The 21,128-nt window shown below is 65.3% G+C and carries 14 protein-coding genes; 7 read left to right on the top strand and 7 right to left on the bottom strand.

All coding sequences use genetic code 11. The features are described from left to right. Positions 1-168 precede the first annotated feature (168 nt). The 5 genes from tsaE (at position 169) to trxA (ending at position 8,418) form a co-directional block, all read left to right on the top strand. Positions 169-642 carry a tRNA (adenosine(37)-N6)-threonylcarbamoyltransferase complex ATPase subunit type 1 TsaE gene (gene tsaE / locus S101446_RS09855; RefSeq protein WP_019085937.1) on the top strand — a complete coding sequence of 158 codons (474 nt, stop codon included), beginning with the start codon at positions 169-171 and terminating at the stop codon, positions 640-642. Beyond that, entirely contained in the window at positions 633-1,394 is a 762-nt protein-coding gene (locus S101446_RS09850; protein WP_019091408.1) for a nucleotidyltransferase family protein, read from the top strand. Before tsaE ends, S101446_RS09850 begins: the two co-directional genes overlap by 10 nt. Next, positions 1,391-4,441 carry a double-strand break repair protein AddB gene (addB, locus tag S101446_RS09845; RefSeq protein ID WP_087608267.1) on the top strand — a complete coding sequence of 1,017 codons (3,051 nt, stop codon included), beginning with the start codon at positions 1,391-1,393 and terminating at the stop codon, positions 4,439-4,441. The genes S101446_RS09850 and addB overlap by 4 nt, the downstream gene beginning before the upstream one ends. Next, positions 4,438-8,019, top strand: a complete 3,582-nt coding sequence (gene addA, locus S101446_RS09840) for a double-strand break repair helicase AddA (RefSeq protein ID WP_087608266.1) — start codon at positions 4,438-4,440, stop codon at positions 8,017-8,019. The genes addB and addA overlap by 4 nt, the downstream gene beginning before the upstream one ends. Positions 8,020-8,088: 69 nt before the next feature. Further along, positions 8,089-8,418, top strand: coding sequence for a thioredoxin TrxA (trxA, locus tag S101446_RS09835; protein WP_010508984.1), 330 nt, complete (start codon positions 8,089-8,091; stop codon positions 8,416-8,418). 26 nt (positions 8,419-8,444) lie between these two features. Here trxA and hpnK read toward each other — a convergent pair whose 3' ends face one another. From hpnK to dxs, 5 genes are all read right to left on the bottom strand, one after another. After that, a complete protein-coding gene (hpnK, locus tag S101446_RS09830) occupies positions 8,445-9,299 on the bottom strand; it encodes a hopanoid biosynthesis-associated protein HpnK (protein WP_010508986.1) in 855 nt (284 codons plus the stop codon). A gap of 79 nt (positions 9,300-9,378) precedes the next feature. Beyond that, positions 9,379-10,803: a hopanoid biosynthesis associated radical SAM protein HpnJ gene (gene hpnJ, locus S101446_RS09825; protein WP_026018636.1), complete on the bottom strand. Its 1,425-nt coding sequence runs from the start codon at positions 10,801-10,803 to the stop codon at positions 9,379-9,381. A 106-nt stretch (positions 10,804-10,909) separates the two neighbouring features. Next, positions 10,910-12,091, bottom strand: coding sequence for a bacteriohopanetetrol glucosamine biosynthesis glycosyltransferase HpnI (hpnI, locus tag S101446_RS09820; RefSeq protein ID WP_010508990.1), 1,182 nt, complete (start codon positions 12,089-12,091; stop codon positions 10,910-10,912). Positions 12,092-12,154: 63 nt separating this feature from the next. Next, positions 12,155-12,817: an ABC transporter substrate-binding protein gene (locus S101446_RS09815; protein WP_010508992.1), complete on the bottom strand. Its 663-nt coding sequence runs from the start codon at positions 12,815-12,817 to the stop codon at positions 12,155-12,157. Next, positions 12,814-14,829, bottom strand: coding sequence for a 1-deoxy-D-xylulose-5-phosphate synthase (gene dxs, locus S101446_RS09810; RefSeq protein WP_408884620.1), 2,016 nt, complete (start codon positions 14,827-14,829; stop codon positions 12,814-12,816). Before dxs ends, S101446_RS09815 begins: the two co-directional genes overlap by 4 nt. A 451-nt stretch (positions 14,830-15,280) precedes the next feature. Between dxs and hpnH the strand changes: the two genes are divergently transcribed. After that, complete coding sequence (gene hpnH, locus S101446_RS09805; protein ID WP_010509006.1) at positions 15,281-16,462, top strand: adenosyl-hopene transferase HpnH; 1,182 nt, start codon at positions 15,281-15,283, stop codon at positions 16,460-16,462. A gap of 130 nt (positions 16,463-16,592) precedes the next feature. Then, a complete protein-coding gene (locus S101446_RS09800) occupies positions 16,593-17,882 on the top strand; it encodes a hemolysin family protein (protein ID WP_019085040.1) in 1,290 nt (429 codons plus the stop codon). A 130-nt stretch (positions 17,883-18,012) separates the two neighbouring features. Here S101446_RS09800 and S101446_RS09795 read toward each other — a convergent pair whose 3' ends face one another. Together S101446_RS09795 and S101446_RS09790 are read right to left on the bottom strand one after the other, a co-directional pair. Continuing rightward, positions 18,013-19,989, bottom strand: a complete 1,977-nt coding sequence (locus S101446_RS09795) for a lytic transglycosylase domain-containing protein (RefSeq protein WP_048851862.1) — start codon at positions 19,987-19,989, stop codon at positions 18,013-18,015. Between the two features lie 182 nt (positions 19,990-20,171). Further along, on the bottom strand, positions 20,172-21,107 hold the full coding sequence (locus tag S101446_RS09790) for a uracil-DNA glycosylase (RefSeq protein WP_019085041.1): 936 nt from the start codon (positions 21,105-21,107) through the stop codon (positions 20,172-20,174). Between the last annotated feature and the right edge of the window lie 21 nt (positions 21,108-21,128).

Genomic DNA, 21,128 nt, shown 5'->3' with positions numbered 1-21,128 from the left:
TCCGTGGCCTTGCTACAGGCCTATGTCACGTGCGGTTTTGCGTTGTTGTCTGCATTGGTGCAAGCGCTTTGGCGCATCCTTTCCATCGCCCCTTGTGCGTGGACGGCAGGGGAAGGCACAATCGGTCCATGACAGATAATCGTGCAAAAGCAGGGGACGGGACCGCCAATGCGTGAAATTGCCCTGCCCGACACACAGGCCACGACAGCCCTTGGCCATGCGCTGGCCAACGTGCTGCGTGCGGGGGACTGCGTATTGCTGGAAGGGGATCTGGGCGCTGGCAAGACCACGCTGGCGCGCGCCCTGCTGCGCGCCCTGTGCGGGGATGCGGACATGGAGGTGCCAAGCCCGTCCTACACACTGGTGCAGGTCTATGACGCGCCGGCGGCGGAGGTCGCGCATTTCGACCTGTGGCGGCTGGACGGGCCGGAGGGCGTGCACGAACTTGGCTGGGATGATGCGCGTGAAGGCATTGTCCTTGTGGAATGGCCGCAGCGCCTGGGCACGCTTGCCCCCGCTGATGCGTTGCGTATTACCCTTGCGCCGGATGCGACGGGCGGGCGGGTCGCCCGGCTGGAGGGATGGGATACGCGGCTGGCGCAGTCAGCCGTTTTCGGGACAGGAGATGCATCATGGGCGTGAACATGCCCCGTACCGCCATGGTTTTTGCCGCAGGTCTGGGGCGGCGGATGCGACCGCTGAGCGAATCGATGCCCAAGCCGCTGCTGCGCGTGGCGGGCCAGCCCATTCTCGATCATGTGCTGGACCGGCTGGAGGCCTGTGGCGTGCAGCAGGTGGTGGTCAATGCCCACTGGCGGCCCGATGATATCCATGCCGCCCTTGCCGCCCGCCGTGCCGCCCATCGCGGGCCGGTGACGATTGAACAGCCCGAACCCGCCCTGCTGGAAACCGGGGGCAGTGCGGCGGCCGCCCTGCGGGCCGGACAACTGGGGCCGGGGCCGTTCTTCCTGCTCAATGGCGACGCCATGTGGCTCAACGGTCCGGTGCCCGCGCTGCGCCGTCTGGCGGCGGCGTTCGATCCCGAACGCATGGACGCCATGCTGCTGCTGGGCGCGATGACGCGCGCGGTGGGGGAAGTCGGGCATGGGGATTTCGCGGTGAACGCGCATGGCGTGCCGCGTCGCCCGCGTGCGGGGGAAATCACGCCTTATGTCTTTACGGGCGTGCAGATTGTCTCCCCCGCGCTGTTTGATGGCGCGCCGGAAGGCGGGTTCAGCATGAACCGGCTGTGGGACCGCGCGATGGCGGCGGGCAGGCTTGGGGTGATCGTGCACGATTCGCTGTGGTTCCACCTGTCCCGTCCCGCCGATATCGATGCGGCGGAGCGCGTGCTGCATTCCGCCCTGAACCCGGATTCGGATAACGATATATGACCGACGCCACGGCCGACTGCGTGCGGGGGCGTGCGGCGGTCGTGCCGCCGCATGTGCCATTTGTTGACCAGATCGCCGCCCGCTGGCTGGAACAGGCGGGTCATGACCCGCAGGCCTGTGGCAATGGCCTGATCCTGCTGCCCAGCCGCCGTGCCGCCCGTGCGTTGACCGAGGCGTTCGTGCGGCAGGTGGATGGCCGCCCCATCCTGCTGCCCCGTATCGCGCCCATCGCGGCACTGGACGAGGCATCGCTGGCGCTGTCGGGGTGCAGTGCGCTGGACCTGCCGCCCGCGGTCGATCCCGTGCGGCGGCTGGCGACGCTGACGCTGCTGGTCATGCAGGCGGGCAAGGCGTTTGGCGATGTGCAGGGCGTGGACCAGGCCTGGCCGCTGGCGCGCGCCCTGGCGGACCTGATGGATGAGGCGGAATGGGCGGAATGCGACCTGTGTGAACGCCTGTCCCATGCTGCGGACGGTGATTTTGCCCAGCACTGGCACCAGACGCTGAAATTCCTGTCCATCGTCACCAGCGTGTGGCCCGCATGGCTGGCGGAACAGGGGGTGATGAACCCTGTCGCCCGCCAGACGGCCCTGCTGCACGCACAGGCCGCGCGGTGGACGGAAACGCCCCCGCCAGCGGGTGACCCCATATGGGCCGCCGGTTTTTCCGATGCCGTGCCCTCCACCATCGCCATGCTGCGCGCCGTCATGTCCCTGCCCGACGGGTTGCTGGTGCTGCCCGGCGTGGACATGGATTGCGATGATGATGTCTGGCAGCACCTGCCGCCCGACCACCCGCAGGCGGGCACGGCGCATATGCTGGCCGAACTGGGCATCGAACGTGCCTGTATGGAACAGTGGGACACCCTGAACGATGGCGGCGTGGCCAGCAGTCCCGTCCCGCGCGCCAGCCTGCTGGCCCGCGCATTGCTGCCCGCCCGTGCGCTGGATCGCTGGCGTGCGCCGGATGCGCCCGTGGCGGCCGATGGCCTGTCGGTCCTGCGCAGCGCCGACCAGCAGGAGGAAGCCGCCGCCATCGCCCTGGTGCTGCGGCAGGTACTGGAACAGCCGGGCAGGCGTGCCGCCCTTGTCACGCCGGACCGTGCATTGGCCGGGCGGGTGGCGACGGAACTGATGCGCTGGGGCGTCATTGCCGACGACAGCGCGGGCGAAAGCCTGCTGACCGTGCCGCAGACCGCCTTCCTGCGGCTGATCGTGCAGGCGGTGGATGGCGGGCTGTCGCCTGTCGCCCTTCTGTCCGTCATCAAGCATCCGCTGGCGGCGTGCGGGCTGTCACCGGGCAACTGTCGCGCCAGCGCGCGCCAGCTTGAACGTCTTGTCCTGCGCGGGCCTGCGCCGCCGCCGGGTATCGCGGGCCTGCGCAGCGCGCTGGCGCGCGCGGCCGATGACCCGCATGGCGCACTGGCCGACGCGCCTGATGCGCCGGAGGAAATAAACGCGTTCCTTGACCGTCTGGAAACAGCCTTCGGCCCGCTGCTGGCCCTGCCGTGCAGCACGCTGGTGCCGGTTTCCGTCCTGCTGGCCGCACTGGTGGAAACCGCGCAGGCGCTGGCCACGACCGATACGGTGGATGGGGCGGAGCGGCTGTGGGCGGGCGAGGAAGGTAATGCGCTGGGTCAGCACATGAGTGCGATGCTGGCATGGTGCGATGTATTGCCCGATGCGCGCGTGGGCGCGCTGGACGGGCTGCTGGCGTCCTCCCTTGCCGGCATGATGGTGCAGGGACGGCGCGCCGTGCGCGGGCGCGAGGGCACGGCGGTGCATCCGCGCGTGTTCATCTGGGGCCTGCTGGAAGCCCGGCTGCAGACGGCGGATACCATCGTGCTCGGCGGCCTGGTTGAAACCGTATGGCCCCTCGCGACCGATCCGGGACCGTGGATGAGCCGCCCAATGCGCACGCGCGTCGGCCTGCCTTCGCCTGAATGGGCGATCGGTCAGGCCGCGCATGATTTCGTGTCCTGTGCCTGCGCCGCGCCCAACGTGGTGCTGTCGCTGGCCGCGCGGCGGCAGGGCGCGCCAACCGTGCCCGCGCGGTGGCTGGTGCGGCTGGATGCGTATCTGGCGGGCCACGGCCACGGCCTGCCGGCGCATCCGGCGCTGCGCTGGCTGGACAGTCTGGACCGGCCACAGGGGGCGGCGATGCCTGTCGCCCCGCCACAGCCACGTCCCGCGTTGGGCCTGCGCCCGCGTAGCCTGTCGGTGACGGAAATCGAGACATGGATGCGCGACCCCTACGCCATTTACGCGCGGCGTATCCTGCGCCTGCGCCCGCTTGCGGATCTGGAGGAACTGGCCGATGCCGCCGATTACGGGCAGATCGTGCATGCGGCGCTGGATCGCTGGTTTCGCGCCCATCCATCCGACTGGCCGCATGATGGCGCAGCCCGCATGCGCGATGTCTTTGCCGATGTATTGCGTAAGGCCGACCTGCGGCCCGCCCTTGCGGCATGGTGGGCGCCCCGGCTGGACCGGATCGCGGCATGGTGCGCGCAGGCCGAGGAAACACGCCGCGCCACCGGCGGCCCCCGCACCGTGCTGACGGAACTGGGGGGCACGATGCGGCTGGAGGACCTGCCCGCCGGCCCGTTCACCCTGCGGGGCCGCGCGGACCGCATCGACCTGCATGGTGATGGCAGCCTGAGCCTGTTTGACTACAAGACCGGCACGTTGCCCACCCGGCGCAGCGTGATGGAAGGCTGGCAGTCGCAGCTGGTGCTGGAAGCCGCGATGATCGAATGCGGCGGCTTCCCACCCCCGGTCGCGGGCACGGTTGCGGAACTGGTGTACTGGCGGCTGACCGGCGGCCATGTCCCGGCGCAGGTGCTGGACGTGGCGCGGGGCGCGGAACTGACGGAACTGATCGCAGGCTGCCGCGCGGGACTGCGGGCGCTGGTCGAGGCCTATGACAATCCTGACCAGCCCTATCTGTCCCATCCCTTTCCGGGGGAGGAACCCCGCTTCGCCGATTACGCGCATCTGGCCCGTGTCGCGGAATGGAGTGCCGCGCGGGAGGAGAATGGCGGATGAACAGGGCCATGACGAAGGGTGACGGCATGGCGTCCGCCATCGATATCGCCAATCGCAGCCAGGCGGCGGCGTCCGACCCGCAGGCGTCGGTGTTCGTTTCCGCTTCCGCCGGCAGTGGCAAGACCAAGCTGCTGATCGACCGGCTTCTGCGTCTCATGCTGCCACGTGACGTGCCCGACCGCGATGTCGTCATGACGCGCGTGCCCGGCAGCGATCCCGGCCGTATCCTGTGCCTGACCTTTACCAAGGCGGCTGCGGCGGAAATGTCCATCCGCCTGCAGAACCGCCTGGGCCAGTGGGTCATGCTGCCCGATGCGGATCTGGACCGTGAGCTTGCACGTCTGTCCGTGCCGACGGGGCAGGAAACCCGGCGCGTGGCGCGTGAACTGTTTGCCCGCGTGCTGGACCTGCCCGGCGGCATGCGCATCGGCACCATCCATGCCTTCTGCCAGTCGCTGCTGCGGCGTTTCCCGGTGGAAGCGGCGATCAGCCCGCATTTCACCCTGATCGAGGAAACCGACGCCCGCCTGGCGCAGCGCGCGGCGGTGGAGGACGTGGTGGGGCAGGGCGGTCCCGCCGTCGCCATGCTGGCGGGGCAGATCGGGGTGGGGGACTTTACCGCGCTGATCGCCCGGCTGCAGGCCCAGTCGCGCCGTATGCTGCCCGTGGCGCGGCGGTGGATGGTGGATCGCGCGGGGGTGGAATCGGCGCTCATGCGCCTGTTGGGCATAAGCGGGCGCAGCGTGGACGCGGTGTTGCGCAATGCCTGCGCCACGATCCCCGATGAGGACATTCTGCGTGACGGACTGCGTTGCGTGGCGCGGGAAGGATCGGCCACCGTCCGGGCGCAGGCGGAAACCATGCTGGCATGGCTGGGTCAGGACGTGGCCGCCCGCGCGGCGGACTGGCCCACTTGGCGGGGTGGCCTGCTGACGCAGAAGGGGGAGCCGCGCAGGCGGGGCGGCCTTAATCCTAAGATGGATGCCGCCTGCCCCGGTCTGGCCGACCGTCTTGGCGCGGAAGCCGTGCGGGTCATTGGCATTGACCAGCAGTTGCGCGCCATTACGGTGTTTGAACTGACCTGTGCCCTGCTGTCCGTGGCCCAGCCGGTGCTGGAACGCTACGCCACGCGCAAGACCGCGCAGGGCATGGTCGATTATGATGACCTGATCGACCGCACGCTTGACCTGCTGCGTGATCCGGGGGCGGCATGGGTGCTGTACAAGCTTGATGGCGGGATCGATCACCTGCTGCTTGACGAGGTGCAGGACACATCCCCCGACCAGTGGGCCATTGCCGGTGGGCTTACGGCGGAATTCTTCGCGGGCGAAGGCACGCATGATGACGATGGCTGTCCGCGCACCATTTTCGCGGTGGGGGATTACAAGCAGTCGATCTATTCCTTCCAGGGGGCTGACCCGGAGGCCTTCCGCGCATGGCGGCAGCAATTCCGCCAGCGTGCGGCCGCCGCCCGCGCCATATGGCGTGAACCGGCGCTGACGGTTTCCTTCCGTTCGACAGCGCCGGTGCTGAAACTGGTGGACAGCGTGTTCGCCAATCCCGCCGCCGCCCGTGGCGTGGTGGAACCCGACGGCACCATTCCCGCCCATGTCACCGCCCGGCCGGGACAGGGGGGATGTGTGGAAATCTGGCCACCCGTGCCGGTGGAACCTGACGAGACGGACATAAGCCCGTGGATGGCCCCGACCCGTAACGCCGGGCAGTCCACGGCCCAGCAGCGCCTGGCCGATACACTGGCGGGCTGGATCGCCGGGCAATTGCGCGCGCCGCCCGCGCCGGGGGAAGCGCCGCTGGCGCCCGGTGACGTGCTGATCCTCGTGCCGCGTCGCTCTGCCTTTGCCCGCGCGCTGATCCGCGCGCTGAAAAGCAATGACGTGCCGGTGGCGACACTGGTGCGCACCGTGCTGACCGACCAGCTTGCCGTGCAGGATCTCATGGCGCTGTGCGCGGCGCTGCTGCTGCCGCAGGATGACCTGACGCTGGCCTGCGTGCTGACATCCCCCATTGGCGGGCTGGATGACGACTCGCTCATGCATCTGGCGACGGGGCGTGACGGGCAGCCGCTGTGGGCGGTGCTGCGCGTGCGTCATGCGGAACGGCCCGACTGGTCGGCGGCGTGGCATATCCTCAACACCCTGTTCCGGCAGGTTGATTATGCCACGCCCTATCAGCTTCTGGCCGAAGCCCTTGGCCCGCTGAGCGGTCGCGCCCGGCTGCTGGCCCGACTGGGGCCGGAAGCGGTGGAACCGGTTGACGAACTGCTGTCCGCCGCCCTGCGGTTTGAGGAGACGCACGCCATTTCCCTGCAGGGGTTCCTGCACTGGCTGAATGCATCGGATGAAACCGTGCGGCATGAACCCGATGCCTCGGCCAACATGGTGCGTGTCATGACCGCGCATGGGGCGAAGGGGTTGCAGGCGCGTCTTGTCATCCTGCCCGATACGATCGCAACGCCGCGTTCCGACACCAACATATTATGGGAGACCGACAGGACCACGGGACTCGATATCCCGATATGGGTGCCACGGCGGGAACTGGCCACGGATGTGACGGCATCCGTACAGGAAAAGATACGCCGTGAGGCGGCGGAAGAATATAACCGCCTGCTCTATGTCGCCCTGACCCGGGCCAGCGACCGGCTGGTGATCTGTGGGTGGGAACCCCGTCGTGGCGTGCCCGATGGCTGCTGGTATGACCTGTGCCGCCAGGGGTTTGAAAGTGCAGGGGCCGCGGCACGGCCTTTCGACCTTGGCTGGGAGGGGGAAAGCCTGGTGCTGGAGGAAGCGCGCACGGTCCCGCCTGCGCGGGCCGCCCGCGCTGATAATGGCCCGGCGGCACCGGCACCCGCGCCCGCCCTGCCGAAATGGATGGGCCATGCCCCGCTGTGGCGTCCCGTGATGCCGGTCATGGAAGGACCGCTTGCCCGACCGCTCGCCCCCAGTCGTCCCGATGATGTCGCCCTTGGCCCGCAGCCCGCCGTGCGGTCGCCACTGGTGTCCGCAACCACCGTAAGGGACCGCGCCGACCCGGCCGGCCAGCGCGCCCGTGCCCTGCAACGCGGGCAACTGGTGCATGCCCTGTTGCAGTACCTGCCGGACTGCCCTGCGGATGAACGGGCGGAACTTGCCTGGTCGTGGCTGTCGCGCCCGGCGGCGGGGCTGGACCCCGCGCAGTGTGAGACACTGGTGGAACAGGTGCTTGCGGTCATGGGCATGCCCCGGCTTGCCGCTCTGTTTGCCCCCGGCAGCCGGGCGGAACAGCCGCTGGCCGGTATCGTGGGCCAGCAGGTGATCGTGGGGCAGGTGGACCGCATGGCGGTCAGCGCGGATACGGTGACGGTGTGCGATTTCAAGACAAACCGCACGCCGCCTGCGGACGTTGACAGGACGCCGGTGCTGTACCTGCGGCAGATGGCAGCCTACCGCGCCCTGTTGCGCGGGGTCTATCCCGGCAGGCGGGTGGTGTGCGTACTGGTCTGGACGGAGGGCGTGCGCGTTGACATTCTGCCTGCTACGCTACTGGACCGGTATGCGCCGGATATGTCGGCTACGACTTGACCGCATGCGTCGGCATGGCCATGTCAGCAGGACAGGGCGGCGCTGGCCGCCACAGAGGAGTTTTGAGTGATGAGTGAAAACACGATTGCCGTCAGCGACGGCCAGTTCAAGACGCAGGTTCTGGAATCCAAGGAACCGGTTCTGGTCGATTTCTGGGCGGAATGGTGCGGCCCGTGCAAGATGATCGCACCGGCGCTGGATGAAATCGGGGCGGAATTCAAGGGCAAGATGTCCGTCGCCAAGGTCAATATTGATGACAACCCCAACACGCCCAATGAGTACGGCGTGCGCGGCATCCCGACGCTGATCCTGTTCAAGGATGGCAAGCCGGTCGCCAGCAAGACCGGCGCCCTGCCCAAGAGCCAGCTCAAGGAATGGGTCAAGAGCAGCCTCGGCTGATCTGTCCCGCTGTCAGGGGTGGCCCGTCAGGATGCGCGGGCCACGTCCGTCCATGTGGTGGGCACGGCCCCCGAATGGGTCAGGCCGGATCGGAAGCCGGGCGCGCATAGCGTGCGGAATTCCGCTTCATGCTCATAGGTGGGCATGAGCTTCTGCAGCAGTTTGTTCTTTGCCGTGGCCGGGTGGAAATAGATTTCCGACAGGCCGTCCGGCAGGTGCGCGGCAAGGGCCGATACCCGGTCGGTCGTCATATGACCGCTCCATGCCAGCCCGAAACACCAGTCATTCGTGACCAGTCCCGCCTTGTGCGCCTGATGGCGCAGCAGGCCGGTCCAGCGGCGTAATGCCGCATCCCCCAATGTGTCGGTATAGGTGCCTGCGGCATAAAGCGGCTCGGGCGGTTCCAGTGGCACGCGGATTGCGCGCAGGCCATGGCGCAGGCCGCTTTCGATCATGTACCGCCCCACCGTGGGGTGCAGGTGCATGTGCTTGTGCGCATTGGCGTGGTCCAGCGCCAGCCCGGTGGCGGCAAAGGCGCGAAACTGGGCCTCGATCTCGGCGGCCAGTTCACGGCGTACGGCGGGGCGGAAGAAATATTCAACCCCCAGCTTCAGCTGGTCGGACGGAAACTGCCCGTCCTGCGGCACCAGCAGGGGGATATCGGCAGGCGGCAGGGTTGCCGGTCCCTCGATCGCGACCAGATGCAGCCCCACGCGCAGGTCCGGCAGTTTTTTCGCGCGGCGCACGGCGTCGGCTGCGGCCGGTCCCGATACCATCAGGCTTGCGGTCGATAGCAGTCCGTCGCGATGGGCAATCTCGATCGCCTCGTTCACTTCTTCGGACAGGCCGAAATCATCGGCGGATATGATGACGCGCTTCATGATGCAAAACCGGATGGCATGACAAAAGAAATGCCGGAACCCGAAGGTCCCGGCATGGGGGTAATCGCAGAAAGCCGGATCAGGCGGCGCGGCGTTCACGCAGGAACTGGAAGAACTCCACCCCTTCGCGCAGGCGGCGCTTCATCATCTGCGGGCTGCGGACCATCTCGTTCACGATCGAGGCGATCTTGGGCGCACGGAAATAGAACTTCCGGTAGAATTCTTCCACACTCTGGAAGATTTCCGTGTGCGACAGGTGCGGATAGTGCAGCGGTGCGATCTGCACGCCGTTATCGTCGATCAGTTCGGCGTTCTTTTCATCCAGCCAGCCGTTCTCGGTCGCCTGCTTGTGCAGGAACGTGCCGGGATACGGTGCCGCCAGGGAGACCTGCAGCGTGTGCGGGTTGATTTCGGTGGCGAACTTGATGGTTTCCTGAATGGTCTCCTTCGTCTCGCCCGGCAGGCCGAGAATGAAGGTGCCGTGGATCTTGATCCCCAGTTCGTGGCAGTTCTTGGTGAACTCACGCGCCGTCTCGACGCGCATGCCCTTCTTGATGTTGTGCAGGATCTGCTGGTTGCCGCTTTCGTAACCGACCAGCAGCAGGCGCAGGCCATTGGCCTTCAGCACTTCCAGCGTCTTGCGGGGCACATTGGCCTTCGCGTTGCACGACCACGTCACACCCAGCTTGCCCAGTTCCTTGGCGATCGCTTCGGCGCGCGGCAGGTCATCGGTGAAGGTATCGTCGTCGAAGAAGAATTCCTTCACCTGCGGGAAATACTGCTTCGCCAGGCGGATTTCGGCGGCCACGTGCTCGGGGCTGCGGGTGCGGTAGTGATGGCCACCCACCGTCTGCGGCCACAGGCAGAAGGTGCAGCGCGACTTGCAGCCACGGCCGGTATAGATCGAAATATACGGGTGCATCAGGTAACCGATGAAGTAATCCTCGATCTTCAGGTCACGCTTGTACACTTCGGTCACGAACGGCAGGCTGTCCATGTCCTCGATCATCGCGCGGTCGCGGTTATGGACGATCTTGCCATCCGCATCGCGCCAGGAGATGCCATCGACATCCTTCCAGTCGCGGCCTTCCGCCATTTCCTTGATGGTGAAGTCGAATTCGTTGCGCGCCACGAAATCGACCGGCGGGGCGTTCAGCAGGCTTTCTTCCGGCTGGACGGCAACCTTCGCGCCGACCATGCCGATCTTCACCTTCGGGTTCGCGTCCTTGAGCATCTGGGCGACACGCACATCGGATGCAAAGGACGGGGTGGAGGTGTGCATGACGACCAGGTCACGGTTGCGCACGTCTTCCAGGATCGGCTCCATGCCCATGCGCGCGGGCGGTGCATCGATCAGGCGGCTGCCTTCGACCATGGCGGCAGGCTGCGCAAGCCATGTCGGGTACCAGAACGACTTGATTTCCCGCTTGGCCTGATAGCGGGAACCGGCCCCACCATCGAATCCGTCAAACGAAGGCGGCTGGAGAAACAGGGTTTTCATCATGCTACGCATATCCTCGGGCTCTGGCGGGGAATGGGGTTCCCTTAATACCCGTTCTTATTAACGACAGGGTTGGAATTCTCAAGCAGTTCAGCCTGCTGACGGCGGGTCAGTCACCGGGGGAAGCCGGTTGCGATCGTGGTGTCATGACCGAATGGGGCGTGACATGCATTGTCTGCCCACGCCATGCAACCCGCGTGCCCGTGACACTGCCCACCATGACGGCGGCCGAGATCCAGTCGCGCAGTGGCAGAAGCAGTGACGGCAGCACCAGGCTACGTTGCGCCAGCGTACGGTCCAGGATGAAGGAACACACGGCCCGCCATCCCCATGCACCAAGAAAGAAGGACCATGTCCAGGTCGCATGCGGCGCGGCAAGCACGGCGACGCTGGCCCAGAACAGGGGCAGCTGGATGGCGGATGCGGCATAACCCGCAGGCTCCAGCGTCTTGACGGTCCGGCCCCAGCGCAGTTCATGCGCCAGCACCTCACGCATCGAGGTCTCGCCCACGGTGGTCCAGGTCATGCACGCGGCAATGGCGATATCCTTGCCACGGTCACGCACGTAACGGCCCAGTATCGCATCATCGGCCACATGCGGCACGAGGGCTTCCAGCCCGCCGATTTCGTCCAGCATGGAACGCCGCAGCGCCATTGTCGCCCCAAGGCAGTCCTGTCGCCCGAGGTAGCGTGACAGCATCACGCCGGGCAGGAAGTTATGGTTGATCTGGCATGCGGCCAGCAGGCGCGGCAGCGTGGATGATGCAGGCAGCCCCGCGTACAGCGTCGTGACCAGGCCGACATTGTCGGGCACCATGGCGCCCACCACATGCCGCAGGTAATCGGGGGCAACGTGGATATCCGAATCGGAAATGACCAGGACATCATGCTTCACGCGCGTCATGATGTTGATCAGGTTGCCGATCTTGCGGTTGAGCCCGTGGAAGGTGGGGTCAATCACCAGTTCCATCTGCACATCCGGGTGGCGTTCCATCAACCGTTGTACGATCGGGATCGCCGCATCGTCTTCGGCCTGTACGCCAAAGACGATCTGCATCTGCGGGTAATCCTGCGTACAGAAGCTTTCAAGCGCTTCCTCCAGCAGCGGTTCATCGCCGTGGAGGGGCTTGAGCACGGAAACCGGAGGCATGGGCACCGCCCGGTCCATGCGTTTTTCCTGCCACCGGAAACGCGAGACCAGAAAAGTGCCAAGCGCTGCCTGCATGCACCCGGCGACCGCAACGGTCGCGGCCAGTCCGGCGGGTGAAACAAGAGCGTTGAAAACAGACATTATCTTTCCGGCAAGGTCCCGCGTATGGAGCAAATTAGAAAACGGCGTCAGGGAAGTGTAATATCACTCTTCCGAGAACGTTTTGATCTTTTTCTGTAGCAGATTTGTCAGTTTCTGCACATTCCCGCCCGACAGCGCGGAACTGAAGTCAGCCCGCTGGGCCGCGACCTGGCTTATGTGGGCATTGAGCAGCACGTCGACGATCTGCCAGCCCTTGGCGCCCGAACGCATGACGTAGTTGATTTCGGTCCCGCTCGGGTCATCGGACGATCCGATATGTGTTACAACAATACGGTCATTGCCAACGGGCGAAGGGGTGACGGTCGGGTCGATGGTGAAGCGGGCGTCGCTGCCGGGCTTGAAGCTGGAAACATAACGGGCGATCGTGAACTGACGGAATGTGGTCAGCAGGGTCTGCTTCTGGTCATCGGACAGGCCGGCGTAACGCGGCCCGATGGAGGAGGCGAGCACGGTCTCGATATCGTAGGCGTGGTCGATTGCCGGGGCCAGCATCTGTGAACGCTGCTCGAACGAACCGCTGCCCTTGGCCTGCACGCGCTCCAGCGCGGCGTACAGGGCCTTGATCGGCTCCTGCACCTGCGCATCGGATGCGCTGGCCGCATGGGCTGCATGAATGGGGAGGACGGCAGGGACGACCGGTGCCGCCATCAGTCCGGCGCACAGCGCCAGCGAGGTGGTTTTCAGGACATGTTTCATAATGTTCATGATTTCGGTCCGTTTGCTGTCTTTAGCAAGGGCTGCGTCATGCTGATTCCGACACCCAGCGCCTCAAGGGCGGTATTGGTAATGGCGACTGCATCCAGCCCGGCCTCATGATACTGGGCGGCCTGCGTGTTGTGGTCGATGAAGCGGTCGGGCAGGGTCATGGGACGGAAGCGCACGCGGTCCAGCAGGCCGGTTCTGGCCAGATGGGTCATGACATAGCTTGCGAATCCGCCAACCGATCCTTCCTCGATCGTGATCAGCACGGCGTGGTTGCGCGCCAGCTGCTCGACCAGGGCGGTGTCGATCGGCTTGGCGAAGCGGGCGTCGGCCACGGTGGGGGACAGGCCCTGGGCCGCCAGCATGTCGGCGGCTTTCAGCGCGTCCTCCAGCCTCGGGCCAAGCGACAGGATGGCGATGCCGCCCTGTTCGGGGCCGGACTGGCGGGTCATTTCGCGCACGATTCGCCCGCGCCCGATCTCGAGGATCTGGCCCGCGGCCGGCAGCTCCAGCCCAAGTCCCGCGCCACGCGGGTAACGCAGGCCGATCGGGCCTTTGTCAAACGCGATGGAGGTTGCGGTCATGTGCAGCAGTTCCAGCTCGTTGCTGGGCGCCATCAGCGTCATGCCCGGCAGGCAGCCGAGATAGGCGATGTCGAACGCGCCGGCATGGGTCGCGCCATCGGCGCCGACCAGGCCCGCGCGGTCAATGGCGAAGCGCACCGGCAGCTTCTGCAGCACCACGTCATGCATGACCTGGTCATAGGCGCGCTGCAGGAAGGTGGAATAGATGGCGCAGAACGGACGCAACCCTTCGGTCGCCATGCCGGCGGCGAAGGTCACGGCGTGCTGTTCGGCAATGCCGACGTCAAAGAAACGGTCGGGATAGGCCTTGGCGAACTTGTCCAGCCCCGTGCCCGACGGCATGGCGGCGGTGATGGTGACGATCCTGTCGTCGGTCGCGGCCTGGCGCACCAGTTCCTTCGCAAAGACCGAGGTGTAGCTCGGCGGGCCGGACGGGCCCTTCTTCTGCTCGCCGGTCACGACGTTGAACTTGGAGACCGCATGGTACTTGTCGCCCGCCGATTCGGCCGGGGTATAGCCATGGCCCTTCTCGGTGATGACATGGACCAGGACGGGGCCGACATCCTCGGCGTCGCGCAGGTTGCGCAGGATGTGGACCAGCTGATTCATGTCGTGGCCGTCAACCGGGCCGACATAATAGAAGCCCAGTTCCTCGAACAGCGTGCCGCCGGTCATGATGCCGCGCGCGTATTCGTCCGCTTTCTTCGCCGTGCGTTCCAGGCGGCCGGGCAGGCGCTTGGCCATCTTGGCGGCGAGTTCGCGTAAGGAGAGGAACTTGCGCGACGACATGAGCCGCGACAGGTAGTTCGACATCGCGCCCACCGGGGGGGCGATCGACATCTCGTTGTCGTTCAGCACCACGATCAGGCGTTCGGCGCCCGGGCCGCAATGCGAGGCGTTGTTCATGGCCTCGTACGCCATGCCCGCCGAGATCGAGCCATCGCCGATCACCGCGATCACGTTGCGCTCGCGGTAGGAGGGGTCTTCCTCCGCGCGCAGGTGATGGGCGACGGCCATGCCGAGGCCGGCGGAAATGGAGGTCGAGGAATGCGCCGCGCCGAACGGGTCGTATTCGCTCTCGCTGCGCCGGGTGAAGCCCGACAGCCCGCCCGGCTGGCGCAGGGTGCGAATGCGCTCGCGCCGCCCGGTCAGGATCTTGTGCGGATAGGCCTGGTGGCCGACATCCCAGATCACCCGGTCATCAGGCGTATCGAACACGGCATGCAGCGCCACCGTCAGTTCCACCACGCCCAGCGACGCGCCAAGATGGCCGCCGGTGGTGGACACGGCATCGATCGTCTCGGACCGCAGTTCCTCCGCCAGCTGCTTCAGCTGCTCCACCGAAAGGTTGCGCATGTCATGCGGCGTGCGCACCCGGTCAAGCTGGGGGTAGCGCCCAAGGGTCGGAATCGCGGGCTTGGTCTGATCCATGATGTTCGCGTCCATTGTTCTGCGTTGGCCCTTGCCCCATGTTCAGGGGAGGGACCAACCCGGGTTTCGGTTTGGCCTGTCGGTCCCGGGATCGGGGCCGGCATCAGGCTGCTCCGGCGGCGATGAATGGCGGCTCATGGCACGAAAACCATGGCGACCGTAGCGTAATCGCGATGTGTTACTCCGGTTAAGGCTGTAAATACAGTCTCTAATTCTATGACTGTTGTTAATTGGCCACACCAAAGCTGATAGCAATTGAATACAGGATGGTTTCTGTCCTATACCCTCGCGAAAGGCTTCATGTGTCGTACAAGTCCGCAACCTCGGCATGCTTTAAACGCACGGCTGGGTAATGTTGGGCTTGTTTTCTCGTAGGGGGATGTGACCATATCCGCCCTACCAGACTTGAAATATGAGACCGGCGTTGGGCCGGTGCAGGAGCAGAGGTTTCATGGCCGTTCCTATTATGCAGGCAGTCCGCGTCGGCGCCTATGTTGTCAAGCAGCATGTCACGCGGCGCAAACGTTATCCGCTCGTGCTTATGCTCGAGCCCTTGTTCCGCTGTAACCTGGCATGTGCCGGGTGCGGCAAGATCGACTATCCCGCCCAGATCCTGAACCAGCGCATGACCCTGCAGGAATGCCTGGACGCGGATACCGAGGCGGGCGCGCCGGTCATTGCCGTGGCTGGTGGCGAACCGCTGCTGCACAAGGAAATGCCCGATATCATCCGTGGGCTGATCGCGCGCAAGAAGTACGTCTACCTGTGCACGAACGCCCTTCTTCTGGAAAAGAAGATGGACGATTACGAGCCGAATCCCTTCTTCTCGTGGGACGTGCATCTGGATGGTGACCCGGCGATGCATGATGCATCGGTGTGTCAGGACGGCGTGTACGAACGCGCGGTCGCCGCCATCAAGAAGGCGAAGGCCCGTGGCTTCCGCGTGTCGATCAACTGCACCCTGTTCGATGGCGCCGATCCCAAGCGCGTCGCCGCCTTCTTTGACGAAGTGATGGCGATGGGCGTTGACGGCATCATGACCGCGCCGGGTTATGCCTACGAACGCGCGCCGGATCAGGAACACTTCCTGAACCGTCACAAGACGAAGCAGCTGTTCCGTGACATCTTCCGTCTGGGTAAGGGCAAGAAGTGGCGCTTCACGCAGTCGCCGCTGTTCCTGAACTTCCTGGCGGGTAACGAACAGTACCACTGCACCCCGTGGGGCAAGCCGCTGCGTAACGTCTTTGGCTGGCAGCGCCCGTGCTACCTGCTGGGTGAAGGCTATGCCAAGAGCTTTGAAGAGCTCATGGCCGACACCGACTGGGATGCGTACGGCACCGGCAATTACGAAAAATGCGCCGACTGCATGGTGCATTCCGGATACGAATCGACCGCCGTCATGGATGCCGTGCGTCGCCCCTGGCATATTGCCAAGGTCGCCCTGTTCGGGCCCGAGACGGAAAAGCCGATGGCGCCGGAAATCTCGCTGGCCAACCAGCGCCCGGCCGAATACGTGTTTACCCAGCACGTTGACGCCAAGATGGCGGAACTTGCCGCCCGCAAGAAGCCTGCGGCCCCGCCGCGCGTGAACAAGGTGGCGGCCCCGGCTGAAACGGCCGACGCGGCTGACTGATCACGCATTTCATGTATTGCGTTCGGGAAAGGCGGGACATATGTCCCGCCTTTTTCTTTTGCATGCGTATTTTCAGGCATGTAGGCGTGGTGTGCCCGCGCGCGTGATTATGCTGTAGGATCGCGGGATCATGGTTGTCTCACTGATTGTCATATTGTGCCTCGTTCTGCTCAACGGGCTTTTTGCCATGGGCGAACTGGCGCTGATTTCCGCCCGTCGGGCTCGGCTGGCCATTCTTGCGCGTGACGGCGTCAAGGGGGCGGACCGCGCCCTGAAACTGGCCGGTGATCCGCAAAGCTTCCTGCCCACCGTCCAGATCGGCATGACCCTTGTCTCGATTCTGGAAGGCACCTTTGGCGGCAACAGCATCGAAGCCGGGGTCAGCCGCTGGCTGGCCCATATTCCCGCCCTGCGCTCCATTGCCGATGAACTGGCCATGTTCCTGGTGGTCAGCGGCATTACCGCCGTCATGCTGGTGCTGGGGGAACTGGTGCCCAAGCAGATCGCGCTGCGCCAGCCCGAACAGATCGCGGCACGCCTGTCCCTGCTGCTGGAATGGATGGCATGGCTGACGCGGCCCATCGTGTGGCTGCTGGGACGGTCATCCGAACTGGTGCTGAAGCTTATGGGGATAGGCGGCGCGATCCGGCAGTCCGTCTCGGTCGAGGAACTGCGCGCCTATATTGCCGAAGGGGCGCAGGCCGGGGTGCTGGAGCAGGAGGAGCGCGACATGATCGAACGCCTGCTGCGCCTGGCCGAACGGCCTGTCCGCGCCATCATGACCCCGCGTAACGAACTGTGCTGGGTGGAACGGCACGTGCCGCGCGCGCAACTGCTGCAGGTGCTGCGTTCGACCACCTATTCGCGCATCGTGGTGTGTGAAGGGGGGGTGGACAACCCGGTGGGCGTGATCCTGGCCAAGGACATGCTGGATCGGTTTCTGGACGGTAAAAGCCCGTCGGTCGAAATCGGGCTGCGTCATCCCATCTCGGTGCCCGATACGCTGTCGGCCTTTGACATGCTGGAACGCATGCGGGCGTCCTCGCTGGGTCTTGCGCTGGTGCTGGATGAATATGGATCATTTGAGGGAATCGTGACCTCGTCCGACCTGTTCGGCGCCATCGTGGGTGAGCAGCATGAACCGGGCAACACCCCGCCCCAGCGGCTGGCCCATGACAATGTGCTGGTGCTTGACGGGTCCATGCCCGCTGATGAGGTCAAGGACCGGCTTGGCCTGTCCGACCTGCCCGCCGAAGGCAGCTATCACACCCTTGCCGGATTGATACTCGCCCTGCTGCGGCGTGTGCCGGCCAGGGGGGACAAGGTCGTATTTTCCGGCTGGCTGTTCGAGGTGCTGGAAATGGAAGGCCGCCGCGTCGTGCGCGTGCAGGCCAGCCGGCAGTTGCTGGCAGAAAACTGAAGGTCTTATTTCCTTCAGGAGATTTCTAAAAATAACCTTTACCAAAAACGTCTTTCAGGCATCCTGAATGAAAAAAGGGGCGTCCCGTCGCCGGGAATGCCCCTTTTTTCAAACGGATGCGGAAGGTCCGTTAATGAATGGTGTGGCCGGTATGGCTTGCCATGGCGATTTCCGCGTCGAAACCGGGCCATTCATTGCGGGCCAGTGTTTCCAGGGAAGGCGTCGGGACACCCAGCTTGTCGGCATAGATCCACAGGTAGGTGAAAGCCCGGCGGACATAATCACGTGTCTCGGCATTGGGCAGGCTTTCGATATACAGCAGGGGATCCTCCCCGTCGTCCATCGTGGCGTTATGACGGGAAATGGCGGATGGCCCGGCATTATAACTGGCCAGCATGCGGATCATGTCACCGCCGGGGGGAACGTGCGTCCCGCCGGTCTGTGTGGAGCGCTGGGCCAGGTACAGCACATAGCTCTGCCCGATATCAAGGTTGGCCGCAGGGTCATGCAGGTCTACGGGACGGCGGTTGAAACGGTCCCTGTCGTGCAGGATGAAAGCGGCCGTCACGGGCATGAGCTGCATGAGGCCGCGTGCGCCCGCCCCGGAAACGACGGTGGTGTCGAAATTGGATTCCAGCCGCGTCAGCGCATAGACCAGTGCCGGGTCCATGCGGAAACCATGCTCGGGCTGCAGCGGTGGCAGGGGAAAGCGGGAGTCGTGGCTGCTGTGCTCGCTTTCGTTCGTGTCGATCAGCATGAGCATCTGGGCCGACAGGTCCTTCATGTTCATGGCGTCGGCCACCATCTGGGTGGAACGGCACAGGGCGGCATCGTTCTGGATATCGGGCCACATGCGGCGTAGCGTGGCTTCCGCCCGATCACGCTCGCCAACCTGCAGCAGCGCGAAGGCGCGGCGGCCTGCCGGTGTGGCGGCCACGGCCTCGATATCGATTTCACCCAGCACACGGTTCCCCGCATGGATGGTCTGCTGTTCGGCCGCCAGCGTCATGGCCGCATTCGGGCCGATGGTGTCAGGCGTATGGGCGGATTTCGGGGCTGCTGCACGCAGGCCAAGGATCTGTGACGCCAGCAGGCCGTAGAAGGTATGCGGCGCGGCCGCCGCGCGGTGCAGCCATGGGTGGTAGGCGGCCACGTCCCCCGTTGCCTGATGGGCGCGCGCGGCCCAGTAGGCGGCGCCGGCACGGATGCTGCCCGGCGTCAGGCTGGCGCGCGATGCGGCCTCGAACAGGGGTTCGGCCATGTCGGGTCGTCCCTGCCGCCATGCGGCCAGACCGGCCACATAGCCCGCCAGTCCCAGCCGCCGGCCCGAATGTTCGAATGCGTCGCGTGCAATCGACATGGCCTGTCGGTTCTCACCGCTGCTGAACAGGGTCATGGCGATTTCCGCCTGCAGGTGCGCGGCATACAGGTCGTTTATGCCCGGCGTCACCGCGATCAGGTGCAGGGCGCTCCGTGCCCCCTTTACCCCCTGCGTGGCGCGTTCGCGTACCGTGTGGTCCAGCAGGCTGTTGCGGGTGAAGACACGCAGCGAGGGGTCATCCTCCTCCGGCAGGCGGATATGCTGCGGCGGATGGCTGCTGTCCAGCGCGTTATGGGTGGGCGCTGGCGGCAGGGGGCCGCCCCGGTTGGGCATGGAAGACAGCAGTGAATAGATCGCGGGCGAATCAGCCAGGCCCGAGAACGTGCGCAGCCATAGCCGCAGTTGCCCCGGACTGGCGTGATAGGCGGGGTTGAGATAACGCGCGGCCAGGATATCACCCAGCAGGGTATCATCGTGGATCGCGGCCGTTTCACGGATGGCGGCATCGAACTTGCCATCGGCCTGCAGCCGGAACACCCGGCGGATACGGCTTACGTCATCGGGCGTGAGGGGACGCGGCAGCCCGGCGCTGCCATGTGCGGGCAGGCGCGGAAGGGCAAGTGCCGTTTCCTCGTTATGGTCGCCGTGGGGGGTAGGATCCTGATCCGCCCTGCCGGCTTCCACTGTTTGGGCACGAAGCGGCGCGAACGCCGCCCCTGCCAGAAATGCGGCGCCAGCCAGAAAGGCCGTCACCGCGTGATGGGGGGTATTGATTGTCCCTCGCATGGCGGTGCCGGATGTAAGCCCTGTGCGAATGGAAAGCAATAGATATCGTATTACGGGAAGGTAAATAAGTTTTCAGAACAGATGCAGGAACTATATGTAAACAGTGAAAAACATACACTTGAAGCAGAATGAATAGCAGCCTTGCCCCAAGCTAATGCAGGGCATGATTATGTTAATACCCTTTATGATTTTGAAGGAATGTTTCCGATTGCTTCACGGATCAGAAGCATGTCTTTCCATGCATCACGGCGGGCCGTGGCGCTGGCGCGTAGCTGCAGTGGATGACGCATGGGTAACGCCTGTGGCGTGGGTGGGGTTGCGCCCTTATCCGCACTTTCGGCAGGCAGGGGCAGATCACGCCAGCGGCCGCGCATGCGTGCCGCCGTGGTGCGCTGGTCCAGCAGGACCGATACCGGCAGGTTGCCCATCAGCACCACGCGCGCGGGACGCGCCAGCACGATCGCGCGCTGGATGAAGGGCAGGCAGATCCGTGTTTCGGCCACTGAGGGCGGCCTGCCGCCTGGTGGCCGCCACGGGATGACCGGCGCGCGCAGCAGGCTGGCCTGATCAATGCCGATACTGGCGAACATGGTGCTGACCAGCGCCCCGCTTTCCCCCGCGAAGGGATGGCCGCTGCGGTCTTCGTCCGCGTCGGGGGCCTCGCCAATCAGCATGAGCGGGGCACCCTCCGGCCCTTCCACAAATACGCTGCTGGTCGCGGTATCGCGCAGGCTGCATTCCCCGAAATCGCGGATGGCGGCGTGCAGTTCTGCCAGCGTGCGGGCAGCCTGCGCCACGTCCCGCGCCATGGCCGCGGCCTGGTCGATCAGGGTGGCGGACCCGCGCGGCGGGGGCGGGGCCGGACGGTGTTTTCTATGTCCATTCCCCGCATCTGGCTGTATGGGGGGGGGCTGTGTCGGCCGGGAACGGTCGTGTATCGTGGGCGCGAGCGCCAGCCGGTCATGTGGGTGGGGATCCAGCGCGTCATCGGCGCCCCATTCGACATACAGGCGCAACAGGGACAGGGAATCAGTCATCGGATGGATATATCCCGCACAGGCAACGCACGCACGCGCCGTCCCGCCCCCATGCGCGGGGTTTGGCAGCGGACGCCGCACGCGGTAGATTCTGGCGTCATG

The organism is Komagataeibacter europaeus (genome assembly GCF_002173515.1).
Classification (GTDB): domain Bacteria; phylum Pseudomonadota; class Alphaproteobacteria; order Acetobacterales; family Acetobacteraceae; genus Komagataeibacter; species Komagataeibacter europaeus.
Note: the sequence above shows the minus strand (reverse complement) of the source record. Positions and strands in the feature narration are given on the sequence as shown.